Annotated in this window: 18 protein-coding genes and 1 pseudogene; 11 read left to right on the forward strand and 8 right to left on the reverse strand. The window is 41.0% G+C overall.

Annotation, left to right across the window (positions count from 1 at the left end):
- Positions 1-99 precede the first annotated feature (99 nt).
- Entirely contained in the window at positions 100-1302 is a 1203-nt protein-coding gene (locus ACFN7Z_RS07155) for a YbfB/YjiJ family MFS transporter (RefSeq protein ID WP_029575041.1), read from the reverse strand.
- Positions 1303-1410: 108 nt separating this feature from the next.
- Positions 1411-2016, reverse strand: a complete 606-nt coding sequence (locus tag ACFN7Z_RS07160; RefSeq protein WP_010326894.1) for a flavin reductase family protein — start codon at positions 2014-2016, stop codon at positions 1411-1413.
- A 159-nt stretch (positions 2017-2175) separates the two neighbouring features.
- Here ACFN7Z_RS07160 and ACFN7Z_RS07165 point away from each other — a divergent pair, with 159 nt between their 5' ends.
- From ACFN7Z_RS07165 to ACFN7Z_RS07175, 3 genes are all read left to right on the forward strand, one after another.
- Positions 2176-3564: an L-cystine transporter gene (locus ACFN7Z_RS07165; protein WP_010326893.1), complete on the forward strand. Its 1389-nt coding sequence runs from the start codon at positions 2176-2178 to the stop codon at positions 3562-3564.
- Between the two features lie 152 nt (positions 3565-3716).
- Positions 3717-4544, forward strand: a complete 828-nt coding sequence (locus ACFN7Z_RS07170; protein ID WP_010326892.1) for a PhzF family phenazine biosynthesis protein — start codon at positions 3717-3719, stop codon at positions 4542-4544.
- Positions 4545-4690: 146 nt separating this feature from the next.
- Positions 4691-7468, forward strand: a complete 2778-nt coding sequence (locus tag ACFN7Z_RS07175; protein ID WP_005401105.1) for a pitrilysin family protein — start codon at positions 4691-4693, stop codon at positions 7466-7468.
- A gap of 91 nt (positions 7469-7559) precedes the next feature.
- Here the strand turns inward: ACFN7Z_RS07175 and ACFN7Z_RS07180 are convergent, their stop codons facing one another.
- Entirely contained in the window at positions 7560-8624 is a 1065-nt protein-coding gene (locus ACFN7Z_RS07180; RefSeq protein WP_010326891.1) for an amidohydrolase, read from the reverse strand.
- A 120-nt stretch (positions 8625-8744) separates the two neighbouring features.
- Positions 8745-9140, reverse strand: coding sequence for a DUF3144 domain-containing protein (locus ACFN7Z_RS07185; RefSeq protein WP_005401107.1), 396 nt, complete (start codon positions 9138-9140; stop codon positions 8745-8747).
- Between the two features lie 114 nt (positions 9141-9254).
- On the opposite strand from ACFN7Z_RS07185, the gene ACFN7Z_RS07190 reads away from it, so the two are divergent.
- Complete coding sequence (locus ACFN7Z_RS07190; protein ID WP_005401108.1) at positions 9255-9887, forward strand: hypothetical protein; 633 nt, start codon at positions 9255-9257, stop codon at positions 9885-9887.
- 70 nt (positions 9888-9957) lie between these two features.
- Here the strand turns inward: ACFN7Z_RS07190 and ACFN7Z_RS07195 are convergent, their stop codons facing one another.
- Together ACFN7Z_RS07195 and ACFN7Z_RS07200 are read right to left on the reverse strand one after the other, a co-directional pair.
- Complete coding sequence (locus ACFN7Z_RS07195) at positions 9958-11421, reverse strand: CHAD domain-containing protein (protein ID WP_010326890.1); 1464 nt, start codon at positions 11419-11421, stop codon at positions 9958-9960.
- 402 nt (positions 11422-11823) lie between these two features.
- Complete coding sequence (locus ACFN7Z_RS07200) at positions 11824-13284, reverse strand: CYTH domain-containing protein (RefSeq protein WP_010326889.1); 1461 nt, start codon at positions 13282-13284, stop codon at positions 11824-11826.
- 286 nt (positions 13285-13570) lie between these two features.
- Between ACFN7Z_RS07200 and ACFN7Z_RS07205 the strand changes: the two genes are divergently transcribed.
- The 5 genes from ACFN7Z_RS07205 (at position 13571) to ACFN7Z_RS07225 (ending at position 17841) form a co-directional block, all read left to right on the forward strand.
- The gene (locus tag ACFN7Z_RS07205) at positions 13571-13954 is read left to right on the forward strand and encodes a DUF962 domain-containing protein (protein WP_005401111.1); all 384 of its coding nucleotides are present in this window, start codon (positions 13571-13573) and stop codon (positions 13952-13954) included.
- 521 nt (positions 13955-14475) lie between these two features.
- Positions 14476-15096 carry a thiamine phosphate synthase gene (gene thiE, locus ACFN7Z_RS07210; RefSeq protein WP_010326888.1) on the forward strand — a complete coding sequence of 207 codons (621 nt, stop codon included), beginning with the start codon at positions 14476-14478 and terminating at the stop codon, positions 15094-15096.
- A gap of 42 nt (positions 15097-15138) precedes the next feature.
- A complete protein-coding gene (hemL, locus tag ACFN7Z_RS07215) occupies positions 15139-16437 on the forward strand; it encodes a glutamate-1-semialdehyde 2,1-aminomutase (RefSeq protein WP_005401113.1) in 1299 nt (432 codons plus the stop codon).
- 143 nt (positions 16438-16580) lie between these two features.
- Positions 16581-17411 (forward strand): hypothetical protein, encoded by an 831-nt coding sequence (locus tag ACFN7Z_RS07220; protein ID WP_005401114.1) that lies wholly within the window; start codon positions 16581-16583, stop codon positions 17409-17411.
- A 103-nt stretch (positions 17412-17514) separates the two neighbouring features.
- Entirely contained in the window at positions 17515-17841 is a 327-nt protein-coding gene (locus ACFN7Z_RS07225; RefSeq protein ID WP_010326887.1) for a hypothetical protein, read from the forward strand.
- Positions 17842-17844: 3 nt separating this feature from the next.
- Here the strand turns inward: ACFN7Z_RS07225 and ruvC are convergent, their stop codons facing one another.
- Positions 17845-18390, reverse strand: a complete 546-nt coding sequence (gene ruvC, locus ACFN7Z_RS07230; protein ID WP_005401116.1) for a crossover junction endodeoxyribonuclease RuvC — start codon at positions 18388-18390, stop codon at positions 17845-17847.
- Between the two features lie 122 nt (positions 18391-18512).
- Here ruvC and ACFN7Z_RS07235 point away from each other — a divergent pair, with 122 nt between their 5' ends.
- On the forward strand, positions 18513-19094 hold the full coding sequence (locus ACFN7Z_RS07235) for an FxsA family protein (protein WP_005401117.1): 582 nt from the start codon (positions 18513-18515) through the stop codon (positions 19092-19094).
- A 132-nt stretch (positions 19095-19226) separates the two neighbouring features.
- A pseudogene (locus ACFN7Z_RS07240) lies at positions 19227-19868 on the forward strand (LysE family transporter).
- Here ACFN7Z_RS07240 and ACFN7Z_RS07245 read toward each other — a convergent pair.
- Entirely contained in the window at positions 19830-20042 is a 213-nt protein-coding gene (locus ACFN7Z_RS07245; RefSeq protein ID WP_010326884.1) for a hypothetical protein, read from the reverse strand. The pseudogene ACFN7Z_RS07240 and the gene ACFN7Z_RS07245 overlap by 39 nt on opposite strands.
- Positions 20043-20342: the final 300 nt, after the last annotated feature.

Below are 20342 nucleotides of genomic sequence, written 5' to 3' on the forward strand. Positions count from 1 at the left end.
TTAAAAATATCACAGGTATTTAACATGGACGGCCTTCTATAACGGAACCTACTAACCTAAGTAGGTTACCTCTTTTTCGATTTCCTTCTATGTGAAGGATTAAAAGGCCTCTTTTTTAGTTGTTGGATTGGAGGTGGATGTCCTACGGGTAAAGTAAAATAGTTGCAATGTTCCTAAACCGAGGACTCCCGCAGCAAGCATAAACTGAAAGTGATATGACCAACCCAAATGCTGTAAGGTACTAAAACTTAAACCACCGACCAGTTGTACCGTTGCAAAGCTGAGTGTCGCCATACTCCACAGTTTTTTATAGGCCAAGCCGTAGAGTTGTAAGATGGTGTAGGAGGTGAGAAAGACTACCGCAGGGTTCAGTAGACCTGTGAGAAATGAAGACAGGAGCGTAAATACAGGCGAAAAACTCAGAACCGCAATAAAAACTGCCGCAATATAGACACTGTATAGAATCTTTAAAGCCAGAAAGTTACCAAATTTACGTGCTAAAGCATAAGCTGTCGCTGCACCTAGAGCGCTGCCTAAGCCATATAAAATCCAGTTAAAATTGATCCAATATAAATTCAGCGTTAAAACATGGCTTAAATAATCAATCCAAAACAAAGAATGGGGAATATAGGCAAAGGCGCTGCAGGCATAAACAATGAGTAAGCTATAGTAAGTTTTATTCACTGTATGAGTCTGGGGCTGGCTTGTAGGGATACTGTGCAGTTGCTTTTGGAAAGGACGAACAAGTATCCATAATAACCACGTAATGACAAATGCAAAGCCACAGAGAATGAACCATGCGCTACTGATTGCAATACGGTCTAAATACGGCATAAACAGCGTGGCTGCCAATACACCAATTCCTATTCCACTAAATCCAATCAGATTAATTTTAAAACGGTGCTGTAACTCACTGCACTGTGCCACAATACTGGGTGATAGAATCATCAGCAAACCGCCGCCGATACCTGAAATGATGCGCCACACCAAATACCAAACTTCGTTAAAATGCGAAAATGCACAGGCAAACAGGCTGATTGAACCAAAGAGCGCAGCAAAAATGATATAGATCGGCATTTTTGCATTTTGTGGCAACTTCATCGCCCAAAATGCGCCGATCAGATAACCCAGCAGATTAGCGCTACCGAGTAAGCTGGCGAAATTGTGTGACCATTCATAGGCTTCGCGTGTGGACGGCAGTAGCGCGGTATAAGAAAAACGTAAGATGCCAATTCCCAAGCACATACTCAGGCAGAGAAAGAGACTCAGTTGTACGGTGCTTGAGAACGTCCTGTTCATCATAATTTGACTATTTGTTTAAAAAATACACTTGAACTATAAGATGAAATTTACAATAAAACAATCGGGTGATGTCCACCTTTAGTCGAGCGGAGTAAAGGCGCAGTCAATTTAATCAGTATCTTTGAGTTGATTGATATCCACTGCATCACCAATGGTATAAAAGTGTCCGCCTGCAACATGATGGATGCTTTTCCATTCATCTGCGGCTTCATGGTAGTACCAATGGCCATCTCTAAAAACCCGATCATCTGCATAAGCTGCAATGACTTTGCCAATAAACAAGTCATGCTGTTGCTGATTATGTGGTTCAGGAATGAGTTCACACAGAATCCATGCGCTACAGCCTTCAACCACTGGAATTGGGCTGTGACCAAACTGAAAAAGGTCGACCCCACACTGACGTAACTTTTCAGGAGCATCATATTGACTGATCATGCCTAGTGCGTAGACCATTTTCAGCTGTTTAAGTGTAGGGACTTGCAGCGCAAACAAACCCGATTTTTCAATAATGCTGCGGGTTTTTGTCGATTTATCGAGTACCACCGTCACTTTGGCTGGGCTAAACTCTAGGGCGCATGCCCAAGCCGCGGCCATGACATCGGTGCTTTCATCATCTTGACTGGAAACCAGCACGGTTGGGCCGTGGTTGAGTAGCCGATATGCTTTTTCTAAAGGTACGGGCAGAATGTGAGGATTAAGCAGAGATTGATTCATATAAAAGAACACTTTAACAGCCGTTTAAATGCTTTATACCACATTCTAAAACTGCCAATTCAGTCTAAATTTGTACATTCAGCGTGGAATATGGCGCAAAACAGTAAGCCCGTTTAAATTTTGATTTATAATTATGACAGCATCATTTAGGGAAACAGTATGAATATCCCCTTAATCGTCAATGTCATCATTTTTATTGCATTGCTTTTTTTACTGGGCCGAACCCGTAAAACCGATTGGAGTTTAGCGAAGAAGGTACTGGCAGGTCTCTGTCTCGGTATTGTTTTTGGTCTCGCTTTACATGGGTTTTATGGTACGCATTCGCCTGTACTACAAGAGTCGGTACAGTGGTTTAATTTGGTCGGTAAAGGCTATGTCAAACTACTACAAATGGTGGTGATGCCTTTGGTATTTGTTTCCATTTTAGGCGCTGTGATTAAGCTGCACGATGCGGGTTCATTGGGTAAAATTAGTTTTATCAGTATTGGGACTTTGTTATTTACCACAGCGATTGCTGCATTTGTCGGTGTGGTGGTGACCAATCTGTTTGGCTTAACTGCGGCAGGTTTAGTGCAAGGGACACAAGAAACTGAACGTTTAAATACGATTCAAACTGACTATGTCGGGCAAGTGGCTGACTTGCAAGTGCCTGATTTATTTCTGTCATTTATTCCGAGCAATCCTTTTGCCGAGCTGACTGGGGCACATCCAACCTCCATTATTAGCGTAGTCATTTTTGCAGTGTTTTTAGGCATTGCAGGCTTGAACCTCATGAAAGCGGATGCTGAGAAAGGGCAAAAGCTGTTGTCTGCAATTGACATCTTGCAAGCGTGGGTCATGAAGTTGGTGCGTCTCATTATGATGCTCACTCCTTATGGTGTGTTCGCACTCATGACCAATATTGTGGCCAACTCTAAAATGGTGGACATCTTAAACTTAGGTGGCTTCTTGGTTGCGTCTTATATCGGTTTGGCGATTATGTTTATCGTGCACGCCGTGATTTTGGCGCTCACAGGCGTGAACCCAATTCAGTTCTTTAAAAAGGTTTGGCCTGTGCTGACCTTTGCGTTTACCAGCCGTTCAAGTGCTGCCAGTATTCCTTTAAATATTGAAGCGCAAACACGACGTCTGGGCGTACCTGAGTCGATTGCCAGCTTTTCAGCATCATTTGGTACGACCATTGGGCAAAATGGCTGTGCGGGGCTGTATCCTGCGATGTTGGCTGTTATGGTTGCACCGACAGTGGGTATTAATCCGCTCGATCCAATTTGGATTTTGACTTTAGTTTGTGTCGTGACCTTGAGCTCGATTGGGGTGGCGGGTGTAGGTGGTGGAGCAACATTTGCAGCACTGATTGTCCTGCCGATGCTGGGCTTGCCTGTGACTTTGGTTGCACTGCTTATTTCAATTGAGCCTTTAATTGATATGGGGCGTACGGCTTTGAATGTGAATGGTTCTATGACTGCAGGTGTTGTGACCAGTCAAGTCTTAGGTCAAACGGATAAGCGTATTTTTGAGCAAGACAATGTGGACTTAAAAGAAGTCTAAGCTGAGAAATATATAGCTTATGAACTGAAAAGAAGCCTATCTTCATGATTAGGCTTCTTTTTATTGGGCGTGTATCCATAAATGACTAAAAACTGTATCTACTTTTTTACTCAGTTTTTTGCAAAATAAAGCCTCAATTTAGGAGAAAAACGATGAAAATGTATCAAGTCGATGCCTTTACAACTGAATTATTCAAAGGTAATCCTGCCGCTGTGATTGTGCGTGATGAATGGTTAGCAGTAGATTTGATGCAGAATATTGCCTTGGAAAATAATTTGGCAGAAACGGCTTTTGTGAAAGTGATTGATGCTGAAAACTATGAAATTCGCTGGTTCACTCCTCAGGTTGAAGTGGACTTTTGTGGGCACGCGACTTTAGCCAGTAGTTTCGTCCTATTTCGGGATTATACCGATGCCAAACGTATCCAGTTTCATGTAAAAGACTTGGGTGTTTTTATCATTGATCAAGATGTTGACGGTAAGATTCATATGAATTTTCCAATTCGAGCACCGCAAAAGTTAGAAGACTATCCTGCGGAAATTCATGAATTGGTCGATTGTGAAATTAAAGAAGTCTATTTAAACCCACAGGCTTATATTTTAGTGTGTGAGTCTGAGCAGGCCGTTAAGGATGCCAAACCGAACTTGGACAAAATTCGTCAACTGGCAGAAAAGCATAAAGTCAGTACTGCGATTACCGCTGAAAACTTGGATGTTACCCTGACCTCAACATCTCAAGACTATGACTATATCGCGCGTTATTTCGCACCGCATAAAGGCATCAATGAAGACCCAGTGACAGGCTCCATGCATACAGGTCTTGCACCACTATGGGCGGAGAAGTTGGGTAAAACCTCATTGATTGCCTATCAGGCATCGAGCCGTGGAGGATTGCTTTACTGCGATCTTCAGTCTGAAACACGGATCCAAATCTCAGGCTATGCCAAGTTATATATGACGGCTGAACTTTACTTAGATTAAGTTGTAATTCTTTTAAATTAAAACTGCTGGTGAAAAATAAGCATTGATTAAAATGCTATTTTTCACCAAATTACTATAAAAATAATTTCACTTTCCTCTATGATGTTGAGAATCATTCATATTTTGTCGAATTATTTGGAAAAATAATGTTAATGCGTTTTAAAACATTGAGTTTGTCGGTATTGCTACTTGGCTTTGGGGGCACAGTATGGGCACAACCCGTATTGGTAAAATCGGAACAGAAAATTGAAGAATATAAATTAGATAACGGTTTACGTATTATTCTTGCGCCAAACGATAAAGAAAATAAAGTGTATATGAACATGGTCTATTTGACTGGTTCATTGAACGACCCAAAAGGTAAGGGCGGTTTAGCGCACCTATTGGAACACTTAGCGTTCAAGGGGACTAAAAATGTTCCAGGGGACGAGTTTCAACGCCGTTTAGATCAATACGGTTTAATGAATAATGCCAGCACGGACTATTATTCAACCAAATATATTAATGTGGTTCGTCCTGAACAAAATGCAATTAATGAGCTAATTCATCTTGAAGCAGAGCGTATGGACGGTTTGGTGCTCCAAGAAAAATATGTACCATCTGAAATCGCGATTGTAAAACGCGAGCGTGAAGTCCGTATGGATCAGCCTTTTTCAGTGCTCATGGATCAGATGTGGAAGTCCGCTTATGGTAATCAATATTTAGGGCGTTTACCGATTGGTGATTTAAATGAGTTACAGTCAATCAAAATGGCTGAGCTGAATAAGTTTTATCGTGACTGGTATGCACCGAATAATGCGGTGTTTGTCATTTCGGGCAAGTTTGACCAAGCTGCTGTACTGAAGCAGATAGATGAAAAGTTTAGTGCGATTAAAGCGCGTGCTGTGCCTGCGAAAGTCAAAGTGCCTGTCTTAGATGCCAGTAAGATTAAAGATCGTCAGTTTGTGGTGAAAAAGGGCAGTAACTTAGCCAAATATAATATCTACCTGAATGGTAAAAACGAGAACATTAAGACCGCGTTGGCGGTGTCACCGTATTTATACACCATGCAACCCAGTGGGCATTTGTACCAAAGCATTGTAGAAACGGGAACGGCGACAGCTGTTCAGTCGACCACATGGTTAGACCAAGATTTTAATATGGTGTTTATGGGCGCAGTTTATGCCCCCAACCATGATGTGAAGAAAGTCGAGTCGGCTTTGGTTACTGGTGTAGAAAAAACACCAAGCTTCAATGAGGTTGAGCTCAACCGTGTGAAGAGTATGATTAAAAATGCACAAGAAAGCATGTTCAGCAGTGCAACGGCAGTCGGTGGCATGCTCAGTGACTATGTGGTTTCTGCCAATGGTGATTGGACACAATACTTTAAAGATCAGCAACAATTACAACAGCTCAGCGTTACTGATGTGAACCAACGTTTAGATGACTTTTTAGTGCCTGAGCATCGTATTTCAGGCACTATTTTACCGACCCCAGAAGATCAGAAAAAAGCACTTGAACAAGCGGCAGCAGCGACCCCAGCAAAAACTTTAGACCAACAAGCCGTTGCTGAAGAACCATTGAAAGATGTCAGTGCGTATAAGGCAGAAGTGGCTGGATACGTAAAAAGCTCAAAGCAATATTTAGAAAGTGCTGAAAAACAAATTCAGCGTGGCAAGTTAAAAAATGGTATGCAATATGCGCTGTACCCAAGTACCACGCGTGATGATAAGACTTATGCCACCATTTCGATTGATTTTGGTACTGCAGAAAGTCTGTTTAATAAAGCAGAGTTATTAGATCTTACCTCTTATTTACTGCTCAGAGCTTCAACTCAATATAGTTTGCAAGATATTGCCGATCACTCGATCGATGCGGGTGGTGGAGCAAGTGCCTCAAGTAATGGTAACGGCATCAATATTTCAATCGTGGCAAAGAAAGAAAAGTTTGATGAATTTTTTAACTTCGTGATAGATGTACTTAAAAATCCAACCTTTGAACAAAGCCAGTTTGATTTGATTAAGTCACAAAGCTTAGCAAGTCTAGATCGACCGTATACAGAACCTGAAACTGTAGCAGCTTTAACCATTGCTCGTTTACTTGAAACTTATCCAATAGGGGATATTCGACATCACTTCGAACCTGAATATGTCAAGAAGCAGTATCAGGCCGCAACACAAGCTCAGGTTAAACAGCTGTATCAGCAGTTTTTTGCGATGAATCATGCACAAATTTCGGTAACGGGCGTGATTGATACGAAAAAGATGAAAAAGACTTTAAATCAGGCTTTTGCAAACTGGAATTCGGCAGCGCCTTATCAGCGGATTACTTCTGACTTTACTGCATATAAAGCGCAGCGTGTACATGCACTGTCAGAGCAGCGTGAGTTTGGTAGCTATCAGAGCATTATGACGTTCCCTGTGGGTACATACCACCCAGATGCACCTGCTTTACAGGTACTCGAGCATATTTTAGGTGAGTCGCAGTTATCTTCTCGTTTGGCACAAGAGTTACGTGAAAAGAATGCCTTGGTCTATGGTTTTGGTAGCAGTATTTCGCTGGATGACTGGACGGAGTCAGGAGCGCTGACGATTGATGCGAACTATAGCGCAGGCAAATCGGCTCAAGTGTCTCAGGCGGTCTATAAAGTGTTGAATGAGTTACTGGCAAAAGGCGTTACTGAACAGGAAGTGGAAGCTGCCAAGGCCGATATTTTGAAAAAGCGTGTGACTGCACTTGAAGATAGTCGCAATATCCATCGCATGTTGATTCCTCAAATGAAGCGTAATCGTACTTTACTGGATCGTGAACAACGTGATTTAGCATTGGCAAAAATTGGCAAGGCTGATGTTGATGCAGTGATTCAGAAGTATATTAAGCTGGATCAGTTGGTTGAAGTAATGGCTGACCAATATGGCAAAGCGCAACCAGCGCTGAAAAAGTAAAGATTTCAGTTTTCATCCAAAAAGAACCCCCTCAAAATTGAGGGGTTCTTTTTGTTATAGCTTTTAGGAATTAGTTTTCTTATTTTTTCAATTAAAGCCGATAAAACTGTTTGGCATTGTGATGGAATACGCGCTCTAAAGCATCAGGGTCATAGGCTGCGACGACATCACTAAAGGCATCAATAATATTGATCAATGAGGTACTCACCGAATCCATGGGAAAGTTAGAGGCAAACATCACCCGATAGGTTCCAAAACAGGCGAGAGCATGCGTAATCATGGGGTGTGCAAGGTCAAAGACTTCTTGTTTGGAAGCCAGTCGGCCTTCTTTATGAAAACGATGTCCTAATACAGGCATGAAAAGCCCCGACATTTTGGTATAGACATTTGGATAGCTTGCAAGTTCAGCTAAGTCGTCTTTCCAACGAAAGAAAATATTTTCCCGCGCTGTTTGTGTCATCCCTGTATTTGCACCAATTGGACCAAATAAACCTGCGGGTGTACCTAGATGGTCTAGCACAATGGAAGTTTCAGGGAACTGCTTGGCCAGATAAATCACATCTTCAAGCTGTGTGGAATAAACCCAAGCATCAAAACTCAAGTTGTATTGGGACAGCACTTCGAAGCCTTTGAGAAATTTTTTATTGCGATATAAGTGTGGCTCATCTGTCCACGCATGGATTTGTTTGTCTTCATGAAAAGACGCCATTTTACGAATACCACGAAAGTGTGGTGAAGCTTTATGGTGTAATTTTAGGATCTTTTTAAAGTTACGATCACGTGGATCAGCTGTTGCGACAATGCCACCCAATTTGACCGTATCGGCTCCAAAAGCTAAAGACTCAATAAATTGAGTTTCCTCAACCACACCTTTGCCTTTGCTGTGATGCCAACTGGCTTCTACATGCACTACTTGTTCTACTGTGTATGGGCCAGTATCGCGTTTATAGTCTTGGGGCAAATACGGACGTGTAATATGACGGGTTAGACCGATGGTTTCAATCAGGTCTTTAGGTTTCACTAAACGAACCATTTTGTCCAAAAGCTTAGGATGCTTACCCAATAATTTAACTGCCAAAGCCGCTGCATGTGGCGTGTTATAGGGGTCCCACTGGTGGATGTGTGGATCGATGAGTGCAAAGTCCAAATGCTGCATGTTCTTCCCTAAGTCATATTCCTTAGCGATTACCTTACTGTAAATTGAGGTGTTGCAACATTGTATTTCGTTTCAAATACGACGAAATGAAAAAAGCCTGCAGAAGCAGGCTTTGATTGATCAGTGATCGTGTTTGTGGTCATGCTTGTTGGCATGAAATTCTTCGTTATGACGGAAACGAAGGTAGTTTTCAAACTGTTCACAGTATTCGTCATAGTTGTCTTCAAGCATCATTTGGAACTGCTGCAAAATATAAGACATCACTTGCTCTTTGGCATCACGCATTTCATCGCCATCTTTAAAGTTATTGGCTGCCACCCACGTGTTAAAACGGGCTGTACCAAACAACATCGCAGCACTCACTTGGCCACGTATTTCAGCAGGTTTCACTTGTGAACCTTTTTCAGTGCGACAAAAATCGTTGGCTTGCTTAATAAATTCATCTGCACGTTCAAAAAAAGCAGCATTCAACGCTTCTTCTTCGGTTACATCTGTTGCTTTAATCTTCTGAACCATGAACTTGTCCTAAAATACATAAATAACTCAGACTGCATTATAGGCAAAGCCTTGCAGAAACTAAACCTTTGCCTTAATCTAAAAATAGCCTAAGCAATAAAATAGAGAATATCCATGCAAGACGCGATTGCGGTACAAAGTTTAAAAAGTGATATTGCCTTATTGCGTCAAAACATTTGGCCACCACAAAATTTAACCAATGTTGAAGGCTTACCAATCTATTACGGCACGAAAGCGGAAGTCGAGGACTACTACCGCCAGTGGACGGGTTTGATTGAGCGGGCGCAAGACTTGTTCCAACCCTTTATGGAAGATGAGGTACTGGATGCAATTCATTTACCCAGTCATTTGAACTTACCGCTGTTTTATTTTCACGTCGATCGTATTCGGATTAATAAGACCCGCGCCAAAGAGTCTAAAAGTTTTCGTGGTATTGCAAGTCTAATCGAAAAATGTGGGCAGTTTGAACCAGAACAGGTGCACGCTATGCGCGCTTGGTTGGACAGCGATGATAATGCCGCCTTGGTTGCGCATAGGGAGTTTATTGATCTCAGAACCTACGTCTTTCAACACGGACAGAGTGAATATACCCGTACCCGATTTTATGTAAATGGTATCGTGTTAAGTACTGAAGCACACTTTGAACTGGTCGATGCACGAGACAAACCACGTAAGCAGCGGAGTGATAGCTATAACGACCCCTTAGCAGATAACAATACGTGGAAAGTGTACGGAAAGTATCGTTAACTTAGGTGTAGACAGGGAATTCACCTATAGAAGAACTTTTCGCTACTGATGGATATTTTGATTTAAAAAACTATTTCAACGGTTTGGTTTGACTAAACTGCATCATCTGTTGTTCAACCAATTTGAGCATTCTATTTTTTTCCGCGGCGATCCATCCTGTGGCAAAACTATAAGCGGCTTCTGGTTCAGGGGCTTGTTGAAACAAGGCATCTGCAACCACCAAATCATTATAGTGCCCTAGGCTTTCCTGAACTGCTTTGAGTTTTTTTAAATAGGTTTTTAATGCTTTTGCATCGAGTAAAGACGCCACAAACTCAATGCTATAACGCAGTTGTTTGACTTGTTTACGAACGCGGTGTTTTTCCTCATCTTCAAGCTGGCTAAAGTGCTCGGCATGTGCGCATATTTTATGGTGTAAAGACTGTATCACTTTGAGCGCATGTTTTTTCAGTTTGGTTTTTGAAGGCGAATCTAGTTCTTGCTCTGTAAATAAAATTAATTCAAGCCAAAGTTGCGTCGTTTCTGGTTGTCGGAATAGAGCACAGACATCAGTGATAGCCTCTGTACTTGGTGGAAGATAGTCTAATGGATAACCTGCCTCAATTAGCTGAGGAAGTAAATCCTCGTTCAGCGCATCGATATCACGTGTTCCACCTAAGGCTTGAAAAATAGTGGTGAGTTCCGCTTTCCAGTGTGGTTGAATGTCGTCCGACCATGCAGCAAAACTTTTCAGTGCACTACGCAAGCGGCGAATCGCCACGCGGGCTTGGTGTATATGCTCACTGGAGTACTGCTGTCGAGCAATTGAACTGGCATTGGGAAGTAAGTGCTGTAGGCAATTGGCCAGTATGTTTTGTAGAGCCTCAACTTCGCTTGAACTTCTGTTCAATACAAGAGGTGTTTGATACTGCGCAGGAAAGTAACTTTGCTGACGAACGGCCTGAAGGCCATAGTCTGACTTGCTATGTGTGTCGAGACTCAGTTGGTATTTTTGAATCCAAGCTTGTATAAATGCGATCAGATCTTCTATCGATCCTTGTTTTAATTCAAATTCGATTTCGAAAATATCTACACTGCTTTGTTCTTTAAAAATTTTGCCAATATCGAGAGCAATTTCAACTGTAATACTTCCAACATCCTGCAAAACGCGTAAACGTTGGATCTTGGTTTCAAAGAGCAATTCAAGGGTTGGAAGTGGAAGCCCCAAAGCGCGTTTTAATTTTTTGTAGATAGCGGAATAATCTTTTTTATAGTTATCTAAGTCGAGTGTAGTCGTCTCAGGTGGCTCTATATCAAATTCAAGTTCAAAGCGACCCAATGCTTTTGCGGTATCTACTGCTTTGAAGGTTTGTTTCCATTCATCATTTTCCTGCCGACGTCGAATCGCGATGCAATGCTTAGCAAGCGTTTGATCGGCTGTATCAAAGTATTGGGCTGCTAAATGAATCGGCTCAGCCTTGAGCAGTGTAAAAGCTTTTTGCAATGCCTTACGCTTCTTAACTGGAACTTGAAACTTAAACTCAATCTCTTGCATAGCCCTGACTCATGACAACCTACGTTTTACTATATGCTAAATTGAGTAAAAAAAGACCAGCTTTGAATAGGTATAAGCTAAAAGAGCAGAAATAGTGTGCTAGATGTCACTTTTAAAATGAAGATGATGGTTAGAAATATGCAGAGTTAATAAGTACAGATGGTTACATCGAAGTGATAATAAACCTACATTGAGTAGGAATGTATAGGCTTACTTTTTAAGAATAAAAATGAATATAAAGCCTGTATTGTTCTGATAATAGGCCGCTTTGTCATAGATAAATTAGTGGTTTGAAGCGACCGACTACGATTTTTTATCGTGCATGATTTTGGGTCTTGTCAGACCTTATAGAGAGTCGATAGCAGTCATGTATTTAACATGACTGCTATCATATACAGTGCGTTATTTTAAGAATTTACGGCTAACTAAGAACTGTTCTGTCGCTTCTAAAAGTTTATCGGCATAAACTTCAAGCTTTGCCGTGAGCCAGCCCAAAACAAACCAATCACTGGCTTCTAACTCTGTTTGTTGAATGTACGCAGCAGAAGTCGCTAAGATTTGATATTCATGTGCGGCTTGTTGTGCATCGTTTAACGCTTTACTGTATTTCTGCAAATTTTTCACATCATAAATTGACGTTAAAATAGGAAAGCTAAACTTCAGTTCCTTAATTTTCTGCGCCACAACATCTAAACTTTCAAAGTGGCTAATATCGGCAGCATTTAAGCTTTCTTGTAGCTGTCGATATTGGTTTTGTAGGGTGTTGTGTGCATAGGTTTTTAAATCTTGCTTTTGCACTTGATCATGTGAGCTTAAACTAAAGGTCAATAATTCAAGATAATGATGTACGTTCTGCGTCGATTTAACTAAATTTCCAAGCTTTTCTTGAGCATATAAAATGTCTTTGGCAAGATTTTCTGTAGTGGTTGGATTCTGAAGAAAAGCGCCTAGGGTGCTTTGCATATGCTGCAAATGTTGTAAATGATCAAACTGATGTTTGAATGCGGCAAGTTGCATCGCCCATTTATCAGAAATATTGCTATTCCAGTCTTTAAATAAGGCTAGTGTTAGTTGTAGGTGTTCTAAAGCAGTTTGTGCTTGATCAATATGGCTTTGCTCAGCAACACCTGCCGAAATTGCGGCAATATTCGGCAGTAAATGCTGCATTTGCTGACCAATCAATAAACTCAGGTTATGTGCTGCACTTTCTTTTTTCGATAAGACAAACTCTTTTTCAAAACGTGCTGGACTTACGGTTTGCTCAAGTGCCAGTAGATTACCCATTTCGGCTTTGCTGCGGACATCTAACCACAGTTGATACTTCTTCACCCATTCAAAACTAAAAGCCAAAAGCGACTGAGCAGAGCCTGATTTAAGTTCAAACTCTACCTCATGGATGGTATGTTCTCGACCAGATGCACGAACCACACCAACATCCAAACAGACTTCAATTTCAGCATCTTCAAACTCAATGACGCGATAGGTACGTTGGATGTCCGTTTCAAAGGTGAGCTTTAACGCAGCTGCATCTGAGGCTAAAGCTTGGGTTAAAATCTGTTGAGCCTCTGGAATAGCTTCATAAATGCTTAAGTCCAGTTCAGGAGATGACTCTAACTCACCCAAATTATGATTATGTTCAAAACGGTGTAAATGACTTTTACCTGCGGCTTTGAGTGTTTGAATCCAGCAAGTGCCTTCAAGACGCTGACGCAAAGCAGCGCCGTGTTGAGCCAAAAGGCGATCAGGCGTATCAAAATACTTGGCTTGAAGTTGAATCGTTTCAGATTTTTTAGGATCTAAAGCTTTAAGAAGGGCGGTACGTCGTGCTTCGCTAATCTGAAATTTTAATTCAATTTCAACCATGAAAAATTCCTAATTTGAGGGGCTAGGTCAGTGCCAAGCCTTTATGTATTTAGATGCATGATCTGTAGTTTGTTTTTATGTGCGCTAAAGGCACACCAATGGACCACTGGATTGTAGCGAAAAAGAGATAGTATGTAAGACTTGACGACAGAATAAAACAAAGTTGCAGTGCGAGATTGATCAAAAAACAATTCTGTTTTTAGTGGATGCGCGACCAGAGGCGATTGCACTTTGCAGATTGCATATTTTCAGCTATGTTGGTAAAAAACCATCAGGATGATGACAGATGAATGCTCAGGTTGAACCGAAACAGGAACACGATGCTGAACCTAATTTTCAATTGCCGATTAAGGACTATCACCAGTTTTATCGTTTTTATCTAACAGAGCACCGCAACATCATGAGTCGTCGGCTACACGTCGCGGGCAGTTCAATTGGACTGTACTTTTTCTCTAAAGCCATACTTAAACGCAAGCCGCGTTATTTTATATACGGCTTAGTCTCTGGCTATGCCTGTGCGTGGGTAGGTCATTTTGTTTTTGAAAAAAATAAGCCAGCCAGTTTTAAACAGCCTTTGTATAGTTTTATTTCTGACTGGCGCATGTTTTCCGATGTTTTACGTGGAAATTTAAGCTTACAAGATCGTGCTTTGGATAAAATTCCAAGTTAGTGAAGCACTTTGTGACTTCATTATGAAAGTTTTATGAAAAGCTTGAAACTAACAGTTGCAAAGTATGAGTTAATGTTCTAATAATGAGGTCGTTGATTGTATTTTCATCAAATAATATATAAGTGCTTTGAACTTTAAAGTGCTTTTAGTTTTCCAAGCCTAGAGCGACCTTCTCTAGGCTTTTTTTATGTGGATTTTAAATAATAAAATATGCGGCTTTTTAGCTTTTATGATGTTGTTCAAACACCACTGGTTTAAAAAGCTAAAAAGCCGTATCAGATCGCTGAGTGTCTCTTATTCTTGTTATAAAGTTGTTATTTTTATTTTATTCTTGTTGCTTTCTGTATCCATTAAACTGCGAAAGCGGTGGGGCGACTATCACTGAAAATAGGTATTTTTACATAGCCTGAGCTTGGTCGCGGGATTTTTGTGCAAAGCAAAGCATTTTCAGTTCCAATTCATTAAAGCATCAGTCGCCTTTGGCTTTATAATAGAATGACATAACCCAAAGGTAGAGTTAAATGCGCGGTTTATATTTAATTACAAATGATGATCCTTTAGAGCTACTTTTGGCTAAATTAGAAGGTGCAATGGCAACACGTGAAGTTGCCATTTTGCAGTATCGCCGTAAAAAAGTACCCAAAGAAGAACAGGCTTACGAAGTCGAGTATATGAAAGCGATGTGCGCTGAGTATCGTGTTCCTTTTGTGATCAACGATGACTTAGAAATGGCCGTTAAATACGGTGTTGGTGTACATTTAGGGCAAGGTGATGGCGAAGTTGCCGAAGCTGTTGCACGTCTGCCAAAAGATGCGGTGATTGGTCGTACGTGTTTGAACTCGATTGAGCTGGCTGAAAAGGCGATTGCCGAAGGTGCAACATACGTTGCTTTTGGTGCAATTTACGCAACTGAGACCAAGCCAGAAGCTGGCAATATTGGCTTAGAGACTTTAAAAGAAGCCAAAGCCAAATTGAATGTGCCGATTTGTGCGATTGGTGGCTTAACAGTTGAAAATTCAAGTGAAGTGATCGATGCTGGTGCCGACCTTTGCGCAGTGATTAGTGATATATTAGGGCTATCAATGTCTGCGATTCCTGATCGTATAGAACAGTGGGCTGATTTATTTGCATCTAAAGCTTAAGCGTTTTTAGATGTTTTTTTATTTTTTGAGTTGAGTAACTTCATGAGCTTATCTCCAAAGCAAGAACAATTGTTTAAACAAGCAAGCAAACATATTCCGGGTGGTGTGAACTCACCTGTACGTGCATTTAATAGCGTAGGCGGAACGCCTGTCTTTATTGAAAAGGCGCAAGGTGCATACTTGTACGATGTGGATGGTAAGCGCTATGTAGACTATGTGGGCTCATGGGGACCAATGATTTTAGGTCATGCTCATCCTGAAATTATTAAAGCAGTTCAAAATGCTGCTGTGGATGGTTTAAGCTTCGGTGCGCCTACCGTACATGAAACAACTTTAGCCGACATTATTTGCGAAATTATGCCGTCAATTGAGCTGGTTCGTATGACCAACTCAGGTACTGAAGCAACCATGACAGCCATTCGTCTTGCACGTGGTTATACAGGTCGTGACAAGATTGTAAAATTTGAAGGCTGTTACCACGGTCACTCAGATTCACTGTTGGTCAAAGCAGGTTCAGGTTTGTTAACCAGCGGTGAAGGCGAAGCGACTTCAGCCGGTGTTCCTGCCGATTTTGCCAAACACACACTGACTCTTCCATATAACGATATAGCCACTTTAAAAGAGTGCTTTGCAAAGTTTGGTTCGGAGATTGCAGGGGTGATTGTGGAGCCTGTGGCAGGGAACATGAACCTAGTCAAACCAATCGAAGGCTTCTTACAAGCGATTCGTAATGTATGTGATGAACATGGTTCTGTTTTTATCATTGATGAAGTGATGACTGGTTTCCGTGTTGGATTGGGTGGTGCGCAAGCTCACTATGGCGTGACTCCTGATTTAACCACCTTGGGTAAAATTATTGGTGCAGGCTTACCCGTGGGTGCTTTTGGTGGGAAACGAGAAGTGATGGAGTGTATTGCGCCACTGGGCAAAGTTTACCAAGCTGGAACACTGTCGGGGAATCCACTTGCAATGCGCGCAGGGATTGAGATGTTTAAACACCTGCGCCAAGATGGTTTTTATGAAAAATTGACAGCGCAGCTAGAAAAACTGCTTGTGGGTTTACAAGCCGCAGCTGATGAAGCGGGAATTGCTTTTAAAACGCAACAAGTCGGCGGTATGTTTGGTTTGTACTTTACCGATCAAGAAGACATTACCAGCTTCGACTCAATGCTGAAGTGTGATATCGATGCATTCCGTAAGTTCTTCCACGGTATGTTAGACCGTGGTGTGAACCTTGCGCCATCTGCGTTTGAAGCTGGCTTTATTTCAGCTGCCCATTCTGATGAAGATATAGAATTTACGCTGCAAGCAGCGAAAGAAGTTTTTGCAAGCATGAAGTAAGTATTTGTCCTTGCTAAAAAGCCCATCTCATTTGATGGGCTTTTTTTATGATGGGTATTTTGAATAAAAAATACTATATCTCAAATACTTTGTGTTAATTTTAGGAGTACATGAAAAAAATGAATAATTAAATAAGATGACTTATGATTTTAGATTTTCTTAGAAAGCCTATTCAGCTAAAACATTTTTTGATTTTTATACTATTGTCACCAATCATTATCGTCATTTTGAGCGTTATTGTTAGTGTATTGGAACCAAGTGATATACCGAGCTTAAAAGAACAACCATATGAGTGCGGAAGTTTTGGCGATCAGAAAATGCGTATAGATCGACGATATTTATTTTTTACGAGAGTTGAATATCAAGATGTTAGTTATTGGGAGAAAGGTGCTAGTCAACTACATTATACCAAAGATTGTAATGATCAAATCGGTAACGCCACATTTCTTGTGAAATGGCCAGAAATGCATCCTTCAGAAGGTTTTCGGCTTTCCTCAAATCAACTTAGTGACATTGCTTTCACTGTATCACAACGTGGTGATTGGAAGGATGAGTGGGGAGACGACAAAACGTTTTTTGATTATACGCCTTCATTGAAATTTTATTTAAGTGAACGGATGGGTGCTCGAAAAGATATGAGCATAAGTGAGATTAATTCGGAGAAGAAATTTAATTCACGTTTATCACTTTATGAAATAGATTTGGGAGAGCAAGATAATATTTCTAAAAGAATTTACTGGAAAGAAGAAAACGGGAAAGGCATTAGTGTAGTCATTGCGTGTGATTCATATCCAGATGGCGCTACGGCATGTGAATTAAATAGTCATGTACCAAATTATGGCTTTAACACGAGTAGTTTAGATATAGATTTCCATGCGGAGCTTCTGCCACATTGGGAAAAAATTCAGCGTGATTCTTTAAAATTATTTAATTCTTTTCAGATGGAAGAAAATAAAGTAAATGCTTGCAAGTAAGAATATTGAAATAGCATAAGAACTATTATGTAGTAAGAAAACGCGATATAACGCGATCAAGCCTAAAATTTAAAGACTTCGAATAATGGTAAAAGGAGGAAGAATGGATAAATACTTACTGGTGGCCTTGGTAGTTGGTGCATGCATATTGCTGGTGATTTACACTCAACTTGCACCAGCAGGTGGACAGAAAAATTTTAAACAAATCGTACAGCAGGCATTTGGTCGTTATAAAGTGATCGAAAAAAACTACACCATTATGATTTGTGAGATCAATCACCGCAATGAGCCAGAAGAGTTGGTCTTTATTCGTATCGATCCTGCTCAAAAGAAAAATTTACGCATTTCGGGAAGAATGCTGATAGCAACTTATCCAAAAGCACCGTCGGTACGTGAAATGCGTAAAGACTTTAAAGACTATGTCACTTAACGTTTAGCGTCGACGAGAGCTACTACGGCTGCGTCCGCGCGCCATACCGCCAAGAGCATTGAGTACAGCAAGCTTGGTCATACTGCCTGAAGCATGTGCATGACAAATAGCAGCAGCGAGAGCATCGGCTGCATCTTGCTGTGGTTTGATGCTCAGGTTTAGGAGTCTCATCACCATTATTTGTACTTGTTCTTTGTCCGCAGCGCCATAACCGACCACCGACTGTTTAATCTGACGTGCGGTGTATTCAGCAACTTGTAGGTCAAGGTTGACCAGTGCAGCAATAGCAGCACCACGTGCTTGCCCCAGTTTCAGTGCGGAGTCAGGGTTTTGTGCCATAAATACTTGCTCAACTGCGGCTTCAGTTGGGCCATGAAATTTTACAATACGATCAATCCCTGCAAAAATACGTTTTAGCCGTTCAGGCATATCAGCAGCTTCGGTACGAATGGTGCCAGCATCGACAAAAATTAGTTTTTGACCTTCTTTTTGAATAATACCGTAGCCTGTGAGGCGAGAACCGGGGTCAATACCAATAATTAATGACATGCTTGCCCTTTAAAAAAAAAAATATGCCCATATTGTTACATAAGCGTATCAAAAAAGCTTGATGTAGATTGAGCACTTGATTCTTGCACCTTATTCATTTTGTTGAGATTAGATTAATTTTCATGAAATTATTTCTTTTTATATTAGCTGGTGTCATTCTCGAAGTCTTCGTATGGATTGGCGTGGGCGACCTCGTTGGTAGCATGTGGTACGTGTTCTTCTGGTTTATTGCCGCTTTCTTTATTGGTACGAGCCTGATTCGTAAGTATTCAGCAGGTTTAATGCCACAAATGCAGCAAATGCAAGCGGGCCAGATGGGTGCAGATCCTGCATTAACAAACAATCTGCCAAAAATCATTGCGGGTTTTCTTTTGTTGATTCCTGGCTTGGTGACAGATGTGGTTGCCGTGTTATTGCTTATTCCAGCAGTACAAAAAGCTATGACGGGCGCGCTGATGAACGTGATGATGAAACGTCAGCAAGCGATGATGGAAAAAATGATGGGTGGCATGATGGGGGATATGAATGGCATGGGTGGTGGAGCTCAAGGTCAAAACCCATTTGCAGATATCATGCGCCAGATGCAAGAAATGCAGCAACAGCAGGGCGGTTCAGCTTATCGTGACTCGAGTATTATTGATGGTGAAGCACGAGAAGTCACGCCAGAGGCGAAAAAAATTGAAATGAAAGATGTGAATAAATAATTTCATACCTAATTTTAAAGCCGAGTTCTAACTCGGCTTTTTTTATCTTTATGAAAATGTTTTAAGTGCTTATGATTTAAAATAAATATAACAAACGATATAATTATTTTTTAAAAATTATGCCGCTTTTTTATGTCATTGCTTTTCACGATTTGCGCATTGCATTTTGTTGCGCAGCTAAGTCCCGGTCCTGATGTTTTGCTGATTGCCAAAAGTTCAGCTTCGACTACACAAAAAAACACTTTAAAAACTATTTTAGGTATTTCCGTTGGCATCGTCGTTTGGGTGGTTTTAACCTTGTTAGGTTTTACCGTACTCATCGAAAAAATGCCATGGATTCAACAGGTATTGATGGTGATTGGTGGGGTGTTCCTTGCACGTATGGGGTAGCTGATGTTGAAAGCTGGCCTCAATACAATGCAGCAAGAAGCCTTGCTAGATGATGGTCAAAAACTAACTACACCCAAGGCCAACCATTATTTCATGTCAGGTTTACTGACGAACTTGTCTAACCCGAAAACGCTGATTTATTTCAGTAGTGTGTTTTCATTGGCACTGAGTTCTAGCGCAAGTCCCTATTTAAAAATGCAACTTGCGGTGATTATTCCCATTCAAACTTTTATGACTTTTGCATTGCTAATGCTGCTTTTGTCATTACCTAAAATTAAGGCGGCATACCAACGTTCAGGGAGTTATATCGACATTTTTTCTGGCGGGTTGTTCCTGATTTTTGCTTTATGGCTTTGGTACGATGCTCTTGCAATCTACATCTAAGTCATTTTTAAGCTCTTGAGATGATGGGGCCTGTTCCAAGCTAGACACTTCGTCTTTTTTACTTTGCGCATAGCAGTTGGGCTGCAATGTCGCTTCGGTATTTTCTGAGCCCTTATAGCTACGACTGCGGTTGGCACGTTCGCGTAAACCGCCTTTTTTAATCAACTGAACCATTCTTTCTTCCTCATCGTTGCATGTTATTTTAATAAACAATCGCGAGAAAACTAAAGGGTTTCGAGCAAATACTTTGGAATACGTCAAAAACTATTATGTTACAAAATGAAATTGTCATGATTCGGTGTTATAAAGAGGAATATGCGTTAAATCAATTGATTAATCTTTCAGTGTAAGCCGTTGCTGACATCACTTCAGGTGAATGGCGCTTGAGTCTCAACAAATACTCACATAAGATAAATGAATCTAACATTCTGTGAGGCAGGGTGATGGACAATAAAAACAAGAAAGGACAAAAAC

Origin of the sequence: Acinetobacter sp. P1332 (genome assembly GCF_044057475.1) — a bacterium.
Taxonomy (GTDB): Bacteria; Pseudomonadota; Gammaproteobacteria; order Pseudomonadales; family Moraxellaceae; genus Acinetobacter; species Acinetobacter johnsonii.